The organism is Streptomyces phaeoluteigriseus (assembly GCF_001896135.2).
Taxonomy (GTDB): domain Bacteria; phylum Actinomycetota; class Actinomycetes; order Streptomycetales; family Streptomycetaceae; genus Streptomyces; species Streptomyces phaeoluteigriseus.
This window is the reverse complement of sequence record NZ_MPOH02000011.1, coordinates 680,182-695,144: the sequence shown is the minus strand read 5'-3', so window position 1 is coordinate 695,144 and position 14,963 is coordinate 680,182. Positions and strand designations below refer to the sequence as shown.

The 14,963-nt window shown below is 72.1% G+C and carries 13 protein-coding genes and 1 pseudogene; 10 read left to right on the top strand and 4 right to left on the bottom strand.

Translation table 11 applies throughout. The annotated features are described in order from the left end of the window. Positions 1-206 precede the first annotated feature (206 nt). The 4 genes from BM536_RS14205 (at position 207) to BM536_RS14190 (ending at position 4,278) form a co-directional block, all read left to right on the top strand. Positions 207-917, top strand: a complete 711-nt coding sequence (locus BM536_RS14205) for an LPXTG cell wall anchor domain-containing protein (protein WP_094103002.1) — start codon at positions 207-209, stop codon at positions 915-917. Positions 918-938: 21 nt separating this feature from the next. Continuing rightward, positions 939-1,766 (top strand): FixG Ig-like domain-containing protein, encoded by an 828-nt coding sequence (locus BM536_RS14200; protein ID WP_094103001.1) that lies wholly within the window; start codon positions 939-941, stop codon positions 1,764-1,766. Continuing rightward, on the top strand, positions 1,763-2,950 hold the full coding sequence (locus tag BM536_RS14195) for a hypothetical protein (RefSeq protein ID WP_073499282.1): 1,188 nt from the start codon (positions 1,763-1,765) through the stop codon (positions 2,948-2,950). Before BM536_RS14200 ends, BM536_RS14195 begins: the two co-directional genes overlap by 4 nt. Before the next feature lie 62 nt (positions 2,951-3,012). Next, entirely contained in the window at positions 3,013-4,278 is a 1,266-nt protein-coding gene (locus BM536_RS14190; protein ID WP_073499284.1) for a hypothetical protein, read from the top strand. 65 nt (positions 4,279-4,343) lie between these two features. Here BM536_RS14190 and BM536_RS14185 read toward each other — a convergent pair whose 3' ends face one another. Further along, a complete protein-coding gene (locus BM536_RS14185; protein ID WP_073499286.1) occupies positions 4,344-5,840 on the bottom strand; it encodes an oligopeptide:H+ symporter in 1,497 nt (498 codons plus the stop codon). Between the two features lie 507 nt (positions 5,841-6,347). Between BM536_RS14185 and BM536_RS14180 the strand changes: the two genes are divergently transcribed. Together BM536_RS14180 and BM536_RS14175 are read left to right on the top strand one after the other, a co-directional pair. Then, positions 6,348-7,025, top strand: a complete 678-nt coding sequence (locus tag BM536_RS14180; protein ID WP_073499288.1) for a response regulator transcription factor — start codon at positions 6,348-6,350, stop codon at positions 7,023-7,025. A gap of 78 nt (positions 7,026-7,103) precedes the next feature. Then, complete coding sequence (locus BM536_RS14175) at positions 7,104-8,378, top strand: ATP-binding protein (RefSeq protein WP_073499290.1); 1,275 nt, start codon at positions 7,104-7,106, stop codon at positions 8,376-8,378. Between the two features lie 323 nt (positions 8,379-8,701). On the opposite strand, the gene BM536_RS14170 is transcribed toward BM536_RS14175, so the two are convergent. After that, a complete protein-coding gene (locus BM536_RS14170; RefSeq protein ID WP_073498509.1) occupies positions 8,702-9,217 on the bottom strand; it encodes a GtrA family protein in 516 nt (171 codons plus the stop codon). Positions 9,218-9,394: 177 nt separating this feature from the next. On the opposite strand from BM536_RS14170, the gene BM536_RS14165 reads away from it, so the two are divergent. From BM536_RS14165 to BM536_RS14150, 4 genes and pseudogenes are all read left to right on the top strand, one after another. Beyond that, entirely contained in the window at positions 9,395-10,537 is a 1,143-nt protein-coding gene (locus BM536_RS14165; protein WP_107439587.1) for a 5-(carboxyamino)imidazole ribonucleotide synthase, read from the top strand. Continuing rightward, on the top strand, positions 10,534-11,064 hold the full coding sequence (purE, locus tag BM536_RS14160) for a 5-(carboxyamino)imidazole ribonucleotide mutase (RefSeq protein WP_073498506.1): 531 nt from the start codon (positions 10,534-10,536) through the stop codon (positions 11,062-11,064). Before BM536_RS14165 ends, purE begins: the two co-directional genes overlap by 4 nt. Before the next feature lie 5 nt (positions 11,065-11,069). Continuing rightward, positions 11,070-12,248 carry a dipeptidase gene (locus tag BM536_RS14155; protein WP_094102999.1) on the top strand — a complete coding sequence of 393 codons (1,179 nt, stop codon included), beginning with the start codon at positions 11,070-11,072 and terminating at the stop codon, positions 12,246-12,248. A gap of 48 nt (positions 12,249-12,296) precedes the next feature. Next, a pseudogene (locus tag BM536_RS14150) lies at positions 12,297-12,825 on the top strand (membrane dipeptidase); the annotation flags it as partial. Between the two features lie 28 nt (positions 12,826-12,853). Here the strand turns inward: BM536_RS14150 and BM536_RS14145 are convergent. Both BM536_RS14145 and BM536_RS14140 read right to left on the bottom strand, forming a co-directional pair. Then, positions 12,854-13,261 (bottom strand): VOC family protein, encoded by a 408-nt coding sequence (locus tag BM536_RS14145; protein WP_073498505.1) that lies wholly within the window; start codon positions 13,259-13,261, stop codon positions 12,854-12,856. 230 nt (positions 13,262-13,491) lie between these two features. Further along, positions 13,492-14,835 carry a UDP-glucose dehydrogenase family protein gene (locus BM536_RS14140; protein ID WP_073498503.1) on the bottom strand — a complete coding sequence of 448 codons (1,344 nt, stop codon included), beginning with the start codon at positions 14,833-14,835 and terminating at the stop codon, positions 13,492-13,494. Positions 14,836-14,963: the final 128 nt, after the last annotated feature.

Here is a 14,963-nt window from a genome sequence, read left to right as displayed (position 1 = left end):
CTCCGTACCCACCGCACCTGCCCCGCGCCCCGCATCGGCCCCACCGCACTCGCCCCGCCCTCATCACCCGCACGTCGGATCCTCACAACTCCGGGGTGCGGCTCCCCTTCCTTCCTCACGGTGCCGGGCGTACCTTGACGGCCCTATCTGATGCGCCGTCAGGAAAGCAGCGGTGCCGTCGACGACCTGTCAGGAAAGAGGGGACCGTGTCGTACCGGAAGCCAACCGCCGTGCTCGCGACTGCCGCGGCCCTGGCCGGACCGGCGGTGTGGATGGCCGCCCCCGTGGCCAGTGCCCAGGTCGTCGATGTCAACTACGCCTGCAAGACGCCCATCGGCGACAAGAGCGCCGTCTCGCCCATCGACATCAAGGGCGTCGAGAGCGGCGGCACCTACAAGATCACCATGTCCTGGCAGAAGGGCGTCTCCTCCAGCCCCGTCGAACTCGGCAAGGGCGCGATGAACCCGAGCGCCACCATCAAGCTCGGCGGCGCCGACAACGGCACCCTGAATGTCAGCGGCCCCGCCAACCAGGAGGCGATCCCGGCCGACACCCCCATCAAGATCAACGACCTGAGTGGCACGTACACCCCGAAGAAGACCGGCAAGGTCACCTTCACCGCCGGCGTGCTCACCATCAAGGCGCTCGGTACGACCACGACCTGCACCCCCACCAAGAGCCCCCCGCCGTCGCTCACGCTCGACGTGACGGCCGAGGGCGGCGGCGGACGACGACAGGCGGCGGAACGCAGAACGACAGCGGCAGCGCGGCGCCGGCGCCGGCGCCGCGCCGGCGGCGCGCTTCCGCGGACCGGCCCCGAGGACTCCGCGATCGCCCTCGCCACCCTCGGCGGCACCGCCCTCCTGGCGGGCGCGGCGGGCACCCTGTGGCTGACCCGGCGGAACCAGACGCGCTGACCTCACCCCCAGGAGCCGCCGATGCCGTACGCCGCCGCCTGTGCCCTGCTGCTGACCTTGCCCGTCCTGCCTGTCCTGCCCGTCCTGCCCGCCTCCGCCGACGCCGGGTGGTCCGCCGCGCCCGCCGGCCGGGGCAGGCCGTCCTTCTACGCGGAGGGCGTGCCCGGCGCGCTGCTCCGGGACACCCTCGCCGTCACCAACCGCGGCACCCGGCCGCTCACCGTCCGGCTGCGCGCCACCGGCCTGCCGATCGCGCTGGCCGGGACCGCCCTGCGCGTCCCCGCCCGTACCCGCGCCGAGGTGCCCTTCACGCTGAGGGTCCCCCCGGAAGCGGCCCCCGGCGACCGCCCCGCCACGATCGTCGTACGCGCCGCGGACGGCCGGGAGACGACGGTACGGCTGCTGCTGCGGATCGGCGGTCCCCGGCTGGCCGCGCTGACCGTCGAGCATGTGTCCCTACGCGCGGGCCGGATCACGTACGAGCTGGTCAACCGGGGCACGACGGTGCTCGTGCCGCGGCTCGCGGTGCGCGCCGACGGGGTCCTCGGCACGGTCCTCGACCGCGCCCCGCGCACCCTGCCCGTGCGCCTGCCGCCGGGCGGCCGGGTGAAGCTCGACGAGCCCTGGCCCGACCGCCCCGCCCTGGACGCGGTGACCGTCCGGCTGACGGTGACCGCGTCCGGCGGCGCGCGGGCCACGGGCACGGCGTCGGCCCGGTTCGTGCCCTGGCGTACGGCGGCCGGAACGACGGCCGGTGCGCTGCTGCTCGCGGTGACCCCCGTGGCCGTACGTCGGCGAAGGCGCCGTACGACGGCCGAGGCACGGCGTACGGAGGTGGAGCCGACGTGAGCGCCAAGGTGCGGATTCCGGCGCTGGCGGTGGTGCTGGCACTGCTGGTGCTGCCCTGGGCGGGGTCGGCCTCGGCGGCCGGGACGCCCGGCGTGAAGCTGTCCGAGTCGCAGGCGGGGACCGGTGGTTCGATCACCGTGACCGGCAGCGGATGGCGGCCCCGCGCACTGCTGATGCTGCTGATCTGCGGGCAGGCCGAACCGTCGAGGGGCGTCATCGGCGGCACCAACTCCTGCGCGAACGCCGACGGCCGGGCCGTCACCACCGACGCCGACGGCCGTTTCAGCCGCGCGCTGCCGGTGGCCGACCCGCCCGTGCCGTGCCCCTGCGTCGTGCACGTGGCCACCGCGACCGGCGCGAGGGCGCAGGCCGACGCGGTGTTCCAGGTGGCCGGGCACGCCGTCGAACCACTGCCCGCCGAGGCGGTGGGCGGACGGCTGTCGGTCCTCACCGACACGGTGCTGAAGGGCTCCGACTCAGTGCTCACCTGGTTCGGCGCACCCCCCACCCGCACGCTGGTCCTCACGGTCGGCAATGTCGGCACCGCGCCGGTGAAGGACCCGGTGTTCGAGGTCGGCACCGCCCACGGCGTGTTCGCGCCGCAGTGGGACGAGCGCCAGTGGCGCGGCACCGTCGCTCCCGGGAAGAAGGCCCGCGTCGAACTCCCCGTGGAACTCGCGGGCGGCGCCCACGGCGACTACACCGTCTCCCTGAGGTACGGCGGCAAAGTCCTCGCCGAGCAGCCGTGGGGCGTGCGCCGCCCCTGGGGCGTGACCCTGTTCTGGGTCCTGCTCTGCCTGGTGGTGCCGGCGGCGGTGTTCCGCGTCGGCATGGCGGTGGTGGACCGCGTCCGGCCGCGACCGAGCGGGATCCGGCGGAGTACGGCCGCCCCGCGCAGGCACCGGGTACCGCGCCCGACGGCTCGCATCCCCCGCCCGCCCCGGCGCACGCCCGCCCCGGAAGAGCCACCCGTGTCACCCCCGACCCCGACCCTGCCGTGGTTCACCCCGGACTCCGGTCCGGGCCCGGCGGGCCGGCTCTCCGCACCGCACGACGACCGTCCGAGGAGTCCGACGACTCCCACCACTGCGACGACTCCCACCACTGCGACGACTGCGACGACTGCGACGAGTCCGACGAACCCGACGGCTCCGAGGAGTCCCGGCAGGAAGGGATTGACGTGAGCGAGCGCGAGAGAGCCGTACCCCGCGGGCGCAGGAGAGCGGCGGCCGCCGCCGTCGCCGTACTGGCGGGCGGATCCGCCGTCCTCCTCGGCCCGGCCGCCTTGCAGGCGCAGGCCGCCGAGGTGTCCTACGCCACCCGCTGCATACCGCCCGCGGGCATCGGCCTGCCCGACGTCAACGGCACCACGAAGGTCGAGATCACCGCGCCGGCCTCGGCGAAGGTCGGCGACACCGTCGACATCGGGTGGAAGTTCACCCAGGCCGCCTCGAAGAACCCCGACATCATCGATCTGCCCGCCAACTCGGTGCAGCCGTCCGGCACGCTCAAGGCGGCCGGCGCACAGACCGCGAGCGTCGAGATGCGGGGGCCGCGGGAGAACCCGGCCATCCCCAAGGGCGGCGCGATGGTCCTGTCCTCGATGAAGGGCACTCTGAAGCTGACGGCGGCGGGGCAGGTGACGCTGACCCCGGACGCGTACGTCGTGAACGCGATGTCGACGGACACCAAGTGCGCGCCGACGGAGCCGGTGCAGCCGGCCGCGACCATCACGGTGACGTCCGGTGGCTCCTCCAGCGGCTCGCCGGACCCGTCGCAGTCCCCGTCCCCGTCACCGTCGTCGTCGCCACCCCCGTCGCCGTCGCCGTCGGCGACCCCGTCCGTCTCGCCCTCGTCCTCCGGGGGCGGCGGACAGACCGACTTCACGGGCAAGGTCGTCGACGTCCCCTACACCTGCGCCTCACCCATCGGTGAGAAGAAGGCCACCTCGCCGGTGCAGATCAACGCGAAGAGGAACGGCGGGAGCTACGACCTCACCGCGCAGTTCAAGAAGTCGGTGATGGACAGTCCGATCGACATCCCCGCCGACTCGGTCAAGCCGTCGATGCAGATCGTCCTCGGCGGCGCGGACCAGGGCTCGGTGAAGGTGACCGGGCCGACGAACAAGGAGGCCGTCAAGTCGGGTGCGCCGATCGAGATCCCCGACCTGACGGGCACGTACAAGCCCGGCGCGACCGGCACCTCCACCCTCGCGCCGGGGGTGCTCACCATCGAGGCCCTCGGTACGACCACCACCTGCACCCCCGACAGGTCTGCGGTCTCCCTCACCCTGGACACCGCCGAACAGGCGAGCGGCGCCTCGGGCGGCGGCAACGGCTCCGGCTCCTCCTCGTCCTCCTCCGGCGGCGGTACGTCGACGAGCGGCGGCCTCGCCGAGACGGGCGCCGGCGACCACGCGGCGCTGAAGGCGCTGGGGCTTCTCGCGGGCACGGCGGTGCTGCTGGGCGGCGCGGTGTTCACGTATCTGCCGGGGCGCCGGCGGACCCGCTGAACGCGCGGAGGGCCGCCGCGACTCCGGTCGCGGCGGCCCTCGGGGAACCGGTGGGGGAGGGGACGTCAGCGGACGTCGCCCATGAGTTCCTTGACGCGCTTGCGGTACATCCACACCGCGACACCGGCGACCACCGCGAGGGTGGCCTCCATGGCGACGATGCCCGTCCTGTTCAGGTCGACGCCGGCGATGGAGAGCAGACCGGTCGTGGCGTCACCGGCGGTGACGGCCAGGAACCAGACGCCCATCATCTGCGAGGCGTACTTCGCGGGCGCCATCTTCGTGGTGACCGACAGACCGACAGGGGAGAGCAGCAGCTCACCGACGGTCTGGACGAAGTAGATCGCCACCAGCCACATCGCGGCCGCCTTGTGACCGCCGTCGGCGATCGAGAGGGGGGCGAGGAAGAGGAAGAAGGACGCACCGACCAGGACCAGACCCGAGGCGAACTTCACGATCGTGCTCGGCTCCTTGCCGCGCTTGTTCAGCGCGAGCCAGAACCAGGCGAAGACCGGGGCCAGGGCCATGATCAGGACCGGATTGACCGACTGGTACCAGGAGACCGGGAACTCCCAGCCGAGGACGGTGTTGTCGGCGGAGGAGTCGGCGAAGATCGACAGGGTCGAGCCGCCCTGGTCGTAGATCATCCAGAACACGGCCGCGGCCACGAAGAACCAGATGTACGCGGACATCTTCGACTGCTCGGGGCGGTCGAGTTCCTTGTCCCGCTTGATGTTGACCAGCACCATCACCGGGATGATCACACCGAGCAGGGTCAGCGGGACCAGGATCCAGTTCAGCGTGTAGTGGCCGGAGAAGCCGATGACCGAGTACGCCACGACGGCGATGCCGGCCCAGATCGCGGCCTTGCGCAGCGTGCCGGCCTTCTCCTCGGCGGACAGCGGCTTGGGCACGACGCTGGAGCGGTCGGCCAGGTGGCGGCTGCCGAGGAGGAACTGGACCAGGCCCAGCGCCATGCCGAGCGCGGCGAGCGCGAAGCCGAAGTGCCAGTTCACGTTCTCGCCGATGGTGCCGATGATCAGCGGCGCGGCGAAGGCACCGAGGTTGATGCCCATGTAGAAGACGGTGAAGCCGCCGTCGCGGCGCGGGTCGTCCGGGCCGTCGTAGAGGTGGCCGACCATCGTGGAGATGTTGGCCTTCAGCAGACCGGAGCCGATCGCGACCAGGCCGAGGCCGGCGTAGAAGGTCCCGGAGGACGGCAGGGCCAGCGTGAGGTGGCCGAGCATGATCACCAGGCCGGCGACGGCGACAGTCTTGCGCGGACCCCAGACGCGGTCGCCGAACCAGCCGCCGGGCATGGCCAGCAGGTACACCAGCGACACGTACACGGAGTAGATCGCGGTCGCGGTGCCCGCGTTCAGGTGCAGGCCGCCCGGTGCGACCAGGTACAGCGGGAGGAGGGCCCTCATGCCGTAGTAGGAGAACCTCTCCCACATCTCGGTCATGAAGAGAGTGGCCAGTCCGCGGGGGTGGCCGAAGAAGGTCTTCCCGGTCCCGGGTGTTCCCGGACGGACCGAGTCCTTCGTCAGGCTGGACGCCATGGTCGTTCCTTGCTGGTCGGGACGCGCGGTGGAGCGTGCGCGCCCGGTTGGGGCGGCCGGCACCGGCTCGATCGGCCCGTCCACCCACGCCCACGGGGAAACCGCTCCGGGTCACGGAACGGCGGACGGCGACCACCGGGATCCACGCCCCGCGAGTGGGGGCCCGGCCACAGGTCTTTCCTTTCGAAGGCCGGCGGAGAGCCGGCCCGCACACAAAAGAGACCCTCAGCGTCAAGTCGAGCGCCAAAGGTCCTGCGTGCTACAGGCGTCCTTTCACCATACGGCAGGACAGAACCGGATATGGAAGGACTTGAGGCGCAGATCACAGGCCGAGGAGGAACCAGGGGGAGGTTTCCAAGGTCCATACCAGGATGGCATCCCGCGACCCCAGGTCCGTACCAAGATCGACGGAGTTGCTGCGGGCGGGTTGTCCGTCATGTCCCCGAGTAAGAGACCCGGTGCGGCATCACACCACTGGCCTTGCCCTGCGCGGACTACCATCGCCTCATGACCCGTGTACTGCTCGCCGAGGACGATGCGTCCATCTCGGAGCCGCTGGCCCGCGCACTGCGCCGGGAAGGGTACGAGGTCGAGGTGCGTGAAGACGGACCCACCGCACTCGACGCCGGGATGCAGGGCGGCATCGACCTCGTCGTGCTGGACCTCGGGCTCCCCGGCATGGACGGCCTGGAGGTGGCCCGCCGGCTGCGCGCCGACGGCCATGCCATCCCCATCCTGATCCTCACCGCGCGCGCCGACGAGGTCGACACCGTCGTCGGGCTGGACGCGGGCGCCGACGACTACGTCACCAAGCCGTTCCGGCTCGCCGAACTCCTCGCCCGCGTCCGGGCCCTGCTGCGGCGCGGCGCCTCCGAACCCCAGCAGCCGCCCGCCACCCACGGTGTGCGCATCGACGTCGAGTCGCACCGCGCCTGGATGGGCGAGGAGGAGCTCCAGCTCACCGCCAAGGAGTTCGACCTCCTCCGGGTCCTCGTGCGCGACGCGGGCCGGGTGGTCACCCGCGACCAGTTGATGCGGGAGGTCTGGGACACGACCTGGTGGTCGTCGACCAAGACCCTCGACATGCACATCTCGTGGCTCCGCAAGAAGCTGGGCGACGACGCGGCGAACCCCCGCTACATCGCCACGGTGCGCGGCGTGGGCTTCCGCTTCGAGAAGAGCTAGCGGGCGAGGAGCCGGCCGCCGCCGGGTGGGCCGGCGACGGCCCGCCGCCTCACGTACGTCGTCTGCCCGGAGGGCCCTGTGCGTCGCCGTCTGATTCAGTCCACGCTGTCCGTCGTGCTGGTCGTGATCGCCGTGTTTGGGGTGTCCCTCGTCATCGTCGAGACGCGCACGATCAGCAACAGCGCGCAGGAACGCGTGGAGCTGGAGGCCGCCCGGCTGGCCAGCATCGTGGACAGCCGGATCCTCGGCGCCGGGACCGTCGACGCGGACATGCTGCGGGACCAGCTCACGAACGAGCGGTACGCGGTGGTCCGGATTCCCGGCAGGCAGGCCATCGCCGTCGGCAGCCGCCCCGAGGGTGACGTCATCCGGGGCGAGGCCACGGGCGAGGAGGGCGAGACCGTCGTCGTCGAGGAGCCCCGCTCGTCCGTGACCCGTGAGGTCGGCCGCACCCTCATCATCATCGGCCTGGTGGCGCTGCTCGCGGTGATCGCGGCCGTCCTCCTCGCCATCCGCCAGGCCAACCGGCTCTCCTCCCCGCTCACCGACCTCGCCGAGACCGCCGAACGCCTCGGCTCCGGCGACCCCCGCCCCCGCCACAAGCGGTACGGCGTCCCCGAGCTGGACCGGGTCGCCGATGTGCTGGACTCCTCCGCCGAGCGCATCGCCCGCATGCTCACCGCCGAACGCCGGCTCGCGGCCGACGCCTCCCACCAGCTGCGCACCCCCCTCACGGCGCTGTCCATGCGCCTGGAGGAGATCACCCTCACCGACGACCCGGACACGGTGAAGGAAGAGGCCACCATCGCCCTGACGCAGGTGGAGCGCCTCACCGACGTCGTCCAGCGCCTGCTGACGAACTCCCGCGACCCGCGCACCGGCTCCGCCGTCACCTTCGACCTCGACGAGGTGATCCAGCAGCAGCTCGCCGAGTGGCGCCCGGCCTACCGCGGGGTGGGGCGCGCGATCGTCAGCTCGGGCAAGCGCCACCTCCAGGCGGTGGGCACACCGGGCGCGGTGGCACAGGTGCTGGCGGCCCTGATCGAGAACTCGCTGATGCACGGCGGCGGTACGGTCGCCCTGCGCACCCGCGTCACCGGCAACCAGGCCGTCATCGAGGTCACCGACGAGGGCCCCGGCGTCCCCGCGGACCTCGGCGCCCGCATCTTCGAGCGCACGATCAGCGGCCGCAACTCCACCGGAATCGGCCTGGCGGTAGCCCGCGACCTGGCGGAAGCCGACGGAGGCCGCCTGGAGATGCTCCAGACCAAGCCCCCGGTCTTCGGCCTGTTCCTGTCAAGAACCCCCCCGCCCAAGAAGCACCCTCCGGAGGCGGAACGAACGGTGAGGTGACCCGGTGTCCGAGGAACCTCGGGGGCGCACCGGAGGAAAGCCTCGGGGGCTCGGCTGGGGGAACCTCCGGGGCTCGGCTGGAGGACCTCCGGGGCTCGGCCGGAGGAGACATCCGGGGCTCGGCCGGAGGAGACATCCGGGGCTCGCCCGGAGGAGACATGCGGGGCTCGGCCGGAGGCCCAGACCCCGCGCACTGACTCGCGCCCCCGGACCCTGCGCACCGACCCACGCGCACCGCCCCCGACCCCGTCGGCCACACCGGGGTCCGGGGGCGCAGCCCCGGGACGGGACGGGAAGGGGCGGCGGGGGCGAGAGAAGCCCCCTCAGCCCACCCGCTGCTTGCCGGCGGAAGCCGCCGCCGAATCCGCAGCCCCCCGAGCCTCCGCGGCCCCCCGCAGGGGAATCGCCTTGAACACCCACGTCCGGTACGACCAGAACCGGAACAACGTGGCGACCCCGATCCCGATGAACTTGAACACGTTGCTCTGCAACGGACTGTCCCACCCGAACCCGTACGTCGCCAGGAACAACAACCCGTTCTCGATGACCAGCCCCACCACGCTGAACAGCAGGAACAGCGTCATCTCCTTCGTACGCCCACCCTTGTCCCGGTCCCGGTAGGTGAAGTACCGGAACCCGACGTAGTTGAAGGCGATGGCGACGACCGTGGCGATGACGCTCGCCCGCACCACCTGGAGATCGGTGACGTGCCGCACGAGGTTGAAGACGCCGAGGTTGACCAGCAGTCCCGCCCCGCCCACCGCGCCGAACTTGGCCAGCTCACGGGTGAGTCTGCGCAGGCGTCCCTCCCCCGAGGAACCAGCGGAACCATGTGCCATGGTCGTACAGGCCCCCGTCCGGGTGTCGGTTTCGTCAACCCAGCCATGCTAACCACCCCCCTCGCGGGTTTCCTGTGCGACGCCTCCCAGCTGGGTAAGAGCCGCGGAACGGGCGCGGAACAGGCGCGAAACAGGCGCTGGATTCGGCCGGTGCGAAGTGGCCGATACCCTAGGGGCGTGACGTTCCCGGTAGTCGGCATGGTCGGCGGGGGCCAGCTCGCTCGTATGACACACGAGGCGGGCATCCCGTTGGGCATCAGGTTCAAGCTCCTCAGTGACACTCCCCAGGATTCCGCGGCCCAGGTGGTGAGCGATGTCGTCGTCGGCGACTATCGCGACCTGGACACGCTGCGCGAGTTCGCGCGGGGCTGTGACGTGATCACTTTCGATCACGAGCACGTCCCCACCGAGCACCTCAGGGCCCTGGAGGCGGACGGCATCCCCGTCCGCCCGGGCCCGGACGCGCTCGTGCACGCCCAGGACAAGGGCGTGATGCGCGCGAAGCTCGTCGCGATCGGCATCCCCTGCCCTCGGCACCGCATCGTGACCGATCCGGCCGACGTGGCCGCGTTCGCCGCGGAGGGCGGGGCGGGCTTCCCCGTCGTCCTCAAGACGGTCCGCGGCGGCTACGACGGCAAGGGTGTCTGGGTCGTCGGCAGCGAGGCCGAGGCCGCCGCACCCTTCCGCGCGGGCGTGCCCGTCCTCGCGGAGGAGAAGGTCGACTACGTCCGTGAGCTGGCCGCCAATGTCGTGCGGTCCCCGCACGGCCAGGCCGTCGCCTACCCGGTGGTCGAGTCCCAGCAGGTCGACGGCGTCTGCGACACGGTGATCGCGCCCGCCCCCGGCCTCGACCGGGGCCTGGCGCTGAAGGCCGAGGAGATGGCGCTGACCATCGCCAAGGAGCTGGGCGTGGTCGGCCACCTCGCCGTGGAGCTGTTCGAGACCCGCGACGGCCGCATCCTCGTCAACGAGCTGGCGATGCGCCCGCACAACTCGGGCCACTGGTCGATGGACGGCGCGATCACGTCGCAGTTCGCCAACCACGTCCGCGCGGTCCTCGACCTCCCCCTCGGCGACCCGCGCCCGCGCGCCGGATGGACGGTCATGGTCAACGTCCTCGGCGGCGACTACCCGGACATGTACTCCGCGTACCTGCACTGCATGGCCCGCGACCCCCAGCTGAAGATCCACATGTACGGCAAGGACGTGAAGCCCGGCCGCAAGGTCGGCCACGTGAACACCTACGGCGACGACCTCGACGACGTGCTGGAACGCGCCCGTCACGCTGCCGGCTACCTGAGAGGCACGATCACCGAATGAGCCCAGTTGTAGGCATCGTGATGGGGTCGGACTCGGACTGGCCCGTCATGGAGGCCGCCGCCCAGGCCCTCGACGAGTTCGAGATCGCGTACGAGGTCGACGTCGTCTCCGCGCACCGCATGCCGCGCGAGATGGTCGCCTACGGCGAGCAGGCCGCGGACCGCGGGCTCAAGGTGGTCATCGCGGGCGCGGGCGGTGCCGCCCACCTGCCCGGCATGCTGGCCTCCGTGACCCCGCTGCCCGTCATCGGCGTGCCCGTGCCGCTGAAGTACCTCGACGGCATGGACAGCCTGCTGTCGATCGTGCAGATGCCGGCCGGCGTCCCCGTCGCGACCGTCTCGGTCGGCGGCGCCCGCAACGCCGGTCTGCTGGCCGCCCGCATCCTCGCCACGCACGACGAGGACCTCCTCGCCCGGATGCGCGAGTTCCAGCAGGACCTCAACGACCAGGCCACCGAGAAGGGCAGGCGGCTGCGCGCCAAGGTCGACGGCGGCGGCGCCGGCGGTGGCTTCGGCTTCGGGAAGTGACGCCGATGACCTCCCTGGAGCAGGCCCGGGAACTGCTGCGCGCCCACCCGGTCGTCGACGGCCACAACGACCTGCCGTGGGCGCTGCGCGAACAGGTCCGCTACGACCTCGACGCCCGTGACATCGCCACCGACCAGCACACCCACCTGCACACCGACATACCCCGCCTGCGCGCGGGCGGGGTCGGCGCGCAGTACTGGTCGGTGTACGTCCGCTCGGACCTGCCCGACGCCGTCCCGGCGACCTTGGAGCAGATCGACTGCGTACGGCAGCTGATCGACCGGCACCCCGAGGCGCTCAGGGCCGCCCTGACCGCCGCCGACATGGAAGCGGCGCGTGCGGAGGGCCGTATCGCCTCGCTCATGGGCGCGGAGGGCGGCCACTCCATAGCCAACTCGCTGGGCACCCTGCGCGGTCTGTACGCGCTCGGCGTGCGGTACCTGACGCTCACCCACAACGACAACGTGGACTGGGCGGACTCCGCGACCGACGTACCGAAGGCCGGCGGGCTGACGGCGTTCGGCCGCGAGGTCGTGCGGGAGATGAACCGCGAGGGCATGCTCGTCGACCTCTCGCACGTGGCGGCGACGACGATGCGCGACGCGCTGGACGTCTCCGCCGCCCCGGTGATCTTCTCCCACTCCTCCTCCCGTGCCGTCTGCGACCACCCGCGCAACATCCCGGACGACGTGCTGGAGCGGCTGCCCGCCAACGGCGGCATCGCGATGGTGACGTTCGTGCCGAAGTTCGTGCTCCAGGCGGCGGTCGACTGGACGGCCGCGGCGGACGAGAACATGCGCGCCCACGGCTTCCACCACCTCGACACCACCGCCGAGGCGATGAAGGTCCACCGCGCCTTCGAGGAGTCGAACCCCCGCCCGGTCGCCACCGTGGCCACGGTCGCCGACCACCTCGACCACATGCGCGAGGTCGCCGGCATCGACCACCTCGGCATCGGCGGCGACTACGACGGCACGGCCTTCACCCCCGAGGGCCTGAACGACGTCTCCGGCTACCCGAACCTCCTCGCCGAACTCCTCGACCGAGGCTGGTCCCACCCCGACCTCGCCAAGCTCACCTGGCGGAACGCGGTCCGCGTCCTGGGCGCCGCGGAGGACGTCTCCCGCGACCTGAGGACCACCCGGGGCCCGTCCAACGCGACGATCGAGTCACTCGACGGCTGAGCCCATGCGGCCGGTACCGGAATGTCGTACGAGTGCGGTACGGATCTGGAGGTCGTGCGCGAGATGAACCGCCTCGGCGTGCTCGCCGACCTCTCCGGCGCCTCCGACGCCACGATCGCCCGGACCCTCGACATCTCCAGGACCCCGGTCCTGTGCACCCGCTCCGCCGCCCGCGCGCTGCGTCCCCACCCCGACAAACCTGCCCGACGACCTCCTCGCCGCCCTCGGCGCCGCCGGGGGCCTGTGCATGGTGCCGCTGGCCGTCGAACAGACCGGCCCGACCCTCGGGGACGTCGCCGACCACCTCGACCACGTCCGCGAGATCGCCGGGCCCGGCTGCGTCGGCCTGTCCGGCACCCACGACTCCGGTGCCGCCCACCCCCAGGACCTCGCCGACGCCGCCGGCTACCCGCACCTGATCGCCGAACTCCTGCGCCGAGGCTGGCCGGAGACCGACATCACCCAGCTGACCTGGGGAAACGTGCAGCGCGTCCTGCGCACCGCGGACTTCGCCGCCCAGACGGCACAGCAACGCAGGGAGCCGTCGACGGCGACCATCACGGATCTGGACGGCTAGGAACCGGCCGGCCGGGACCTAGAAGGACTCACGAGGACGAACCGTTCTCGATCCGGCACAGGCAGAACGGGTGCCCCGCCGGGTCGGCGTACACCAGGAAGTCCTTCTTCTCCCGGTCCTCCAGGTCCAGCGGTCGCGCCCCCAGCTCCAGCACGCGCGCGTGGGCCGCGTCGACCTCCTCCCAGGTGGCACCGGCGTCGAGGTCCAGGTGGAACTGCTGCGCGTTGCGGTCGGCCCGCGGCCACTCGGGCGGGGTCATCCCCTCCACCCGCTGGAAGGCCAGCCGGGGGCCGCCGGGGACCCGGAGGACGTACCAGTCCTCTTCGCCCTCCTCGGCCTCGGGGGTGCCGCCCACGACGGCGGCGTAGAACTCGGCGAGGGCGCGCGGGTCGGGGCAGTCGAGAACGACGGAACGCAGACGGACGGCGGGTGCCATGGGGCGCCTCCTCGGTGGGTGTGCGACGGACGCAGAGGGCGGCCGAGTGCCCGGACGGGCCGTGGCCCTAACCCACCGGTTGCCCACGGGGCGTCACCCACAGGGCGTTCACACGTCACGCACGGCCCCCGTGCGGCACAATGCGGGGAGACGCCGGTTCGGCCGACTGAGCCTCGGCCGAACGGCGTCACCCGCGTGCCGGCCGGCCCCGTCCCGTCGCCGCCCTCGTCTCAGGCGGTCGGGCGGCCCATCGCCCGGTACGTCCAGCCGGCCTTGCGCCACAGCACCGGGTCGAGCGCGTTGCGCCCGTCCAGGATCAGCCGTTCGGTCGCGACCTCGCCGAGCGCCGCCGGGTCCAGCTCCCGGAACTCCCGCCACTCGGTCAGATGCAGGACGACATCGGCACCCCGGACGGCCTCCAGGGCCGTGTCGGCGTAGCCGAGCGTCGGGAAGACGCGGCGGGCGTTGTCCATGCCCTTCGGGTCGTAGACCGTCACCTGGCCGCCCTGGAGGTGGATCTGCCCGGCGACGTTCAGCGCCGGCGAGTCCCGCACGTCGTCCGAGTCCGGCTTGAAGGTCGCGCCGAGCACGGCGACCCGCTTGCCGAGGAACGGCCCCCCGCCCAGCGCCTGCCGCGCCAGCTCCACCATCTGCCCGCGCTGGCGCATGTTGATCGAGTCGATCTCGCGCAGGAACGTCAGCGCCTGGTCCGCCCCCAGCTCACCGGCCCGCGCCATGAACGCCCGGATGTCCTTGGGCAGGCACCCGCCGCCGAAGCCGATCCCGGCCCGCAGGAACTTCCTGCCGATCCGGTCGTCGTACCCGATGGCCTCCGCCAGCTTGGCCACGTCGCCGTCGGCGGCCTCGCAGACCTCGGCCATCGCGTTGATGAAGGAGATCTTGGTGGCGAGGAAGGAGTTCGCGGCGGTCTTCACCAGCTCGGCGGTCGGGAAATCGGTGACGACGAACGGCGAGCCCTCCCCGACCGGTTGGGCGTACACCTCCCGCAGGGTCCGCTCGGCCCGCTCGCTGCGCACGCCGACGACGATCCGGTCCGGGTGCAGGGTGTCCTGCACGGCGAAGCCCTCCCGCAGGAACTCCGGGTTCCACGCCAGTTCCGCGTCCTCGCCGGCCGGTGCCAGCTCGGTGATCGTGCGGGCCAGCCGGTCCGCGGAGCCCACCGGCACGGTCGACTTGCCCACCACCAGCGCGGGCCGCTCCAGATGCGGGGCGAGCGAGGCGATCGCGGACTCGACGTACGACATGTCGCAGGCGTACTCGCCGTGCTTCTGCGGGGTGTTCACGCAGACGAAGTGGACGTCACCGAACGCGCCGACCTCCGCCCAGTCCTGGGTGAAGCGCAGCCGCCCGCTGGAGCCCTCGAACCCGGCGACGTGCCGGCGCAGCAGCTCCTCCAGGCCCGGCTCGTACATCGGGGTCTCGCCCCGCTCCAGCATCTCGATCTTCTCGCGCACGACGTCGAGCGCGAGCACCTCGAAGCCCAGCTCGGCCATGGCCGCGGCGTGCGTGGCACCGAGATAACCGGTGCCGATCACGGTGATCTTGAGGGCCATGCGTGCTCCTGGACTGGGCGGGGCGGGACCGGATGCGCGCAACGAGCATAGTCGGGGCGTGCACCGCCCCCTCACCGGGCAGTTCACCGGTGGGTTCGCCCTGTCGCCAAGCTCACGTATCACTCGCG

Excerpts from the sequence above, each read along its gene's own strand:
- purE (WP_073498506.1), top strand. The coding sequence starts at position 10,534 with ATGAGCCCAGTTGTAGGCATCGTGATGGGGTCGGACTCGGACTGGCCC.
- BM536_RS14180 (WP_073499288.1), top strand. The coding sequence starts at position 6,348 with ATGACCCGTGTACTGCTCGCCGAGGACGATGCGTCCATCTCGGAGCCG.
- BM536_RS14145 (WP_073498505.1), bottom strand. The coding sequence starts at position 13,261 with ATGGCACCCGCCGTCCGTCTGCGTTCCGTCGTTCTCGACTGCCCCGAC.
- BM536_RS14200 (WP_094103001.1), top strand. The coding sequence starts at position 939 with ATGCCGTACGCCGCCGCCTGTGCCCTGCTGCTGACCTTGCCCGTCCTG.
- BM536_RS14185 (WP_073499286.1), bottom strand. The coding sequence starts at position 5,840 with ATGGCGTCCAGCCTGACGAAGGACTCGGTCCGTCCGGGAACACCCGGG.
- BM536_RS14155 (WP_094102999.1), top strand. The coding sequence starts at position 11,070 with ATGACCTCCCTGGAGCAGGCCCGGGAACTGCTGCGCGCCCACCCGGTC.
- BM536_RS14170 (WP_073498509.1), bottom strand. The coding sequence starts at position 9,217 with ATGGCACATGGTTCCGCTGGTTCCTCGGGGGAGGGACGCCTGCGCAGA.
- BM536_RS14140 (WP_073498503.1), bottom strand. The coding sequence starts at position 14,835 with ATGGCCCTCAAGATCACCGTGATCGGCACCGGTTATCTCGGTGCCACG.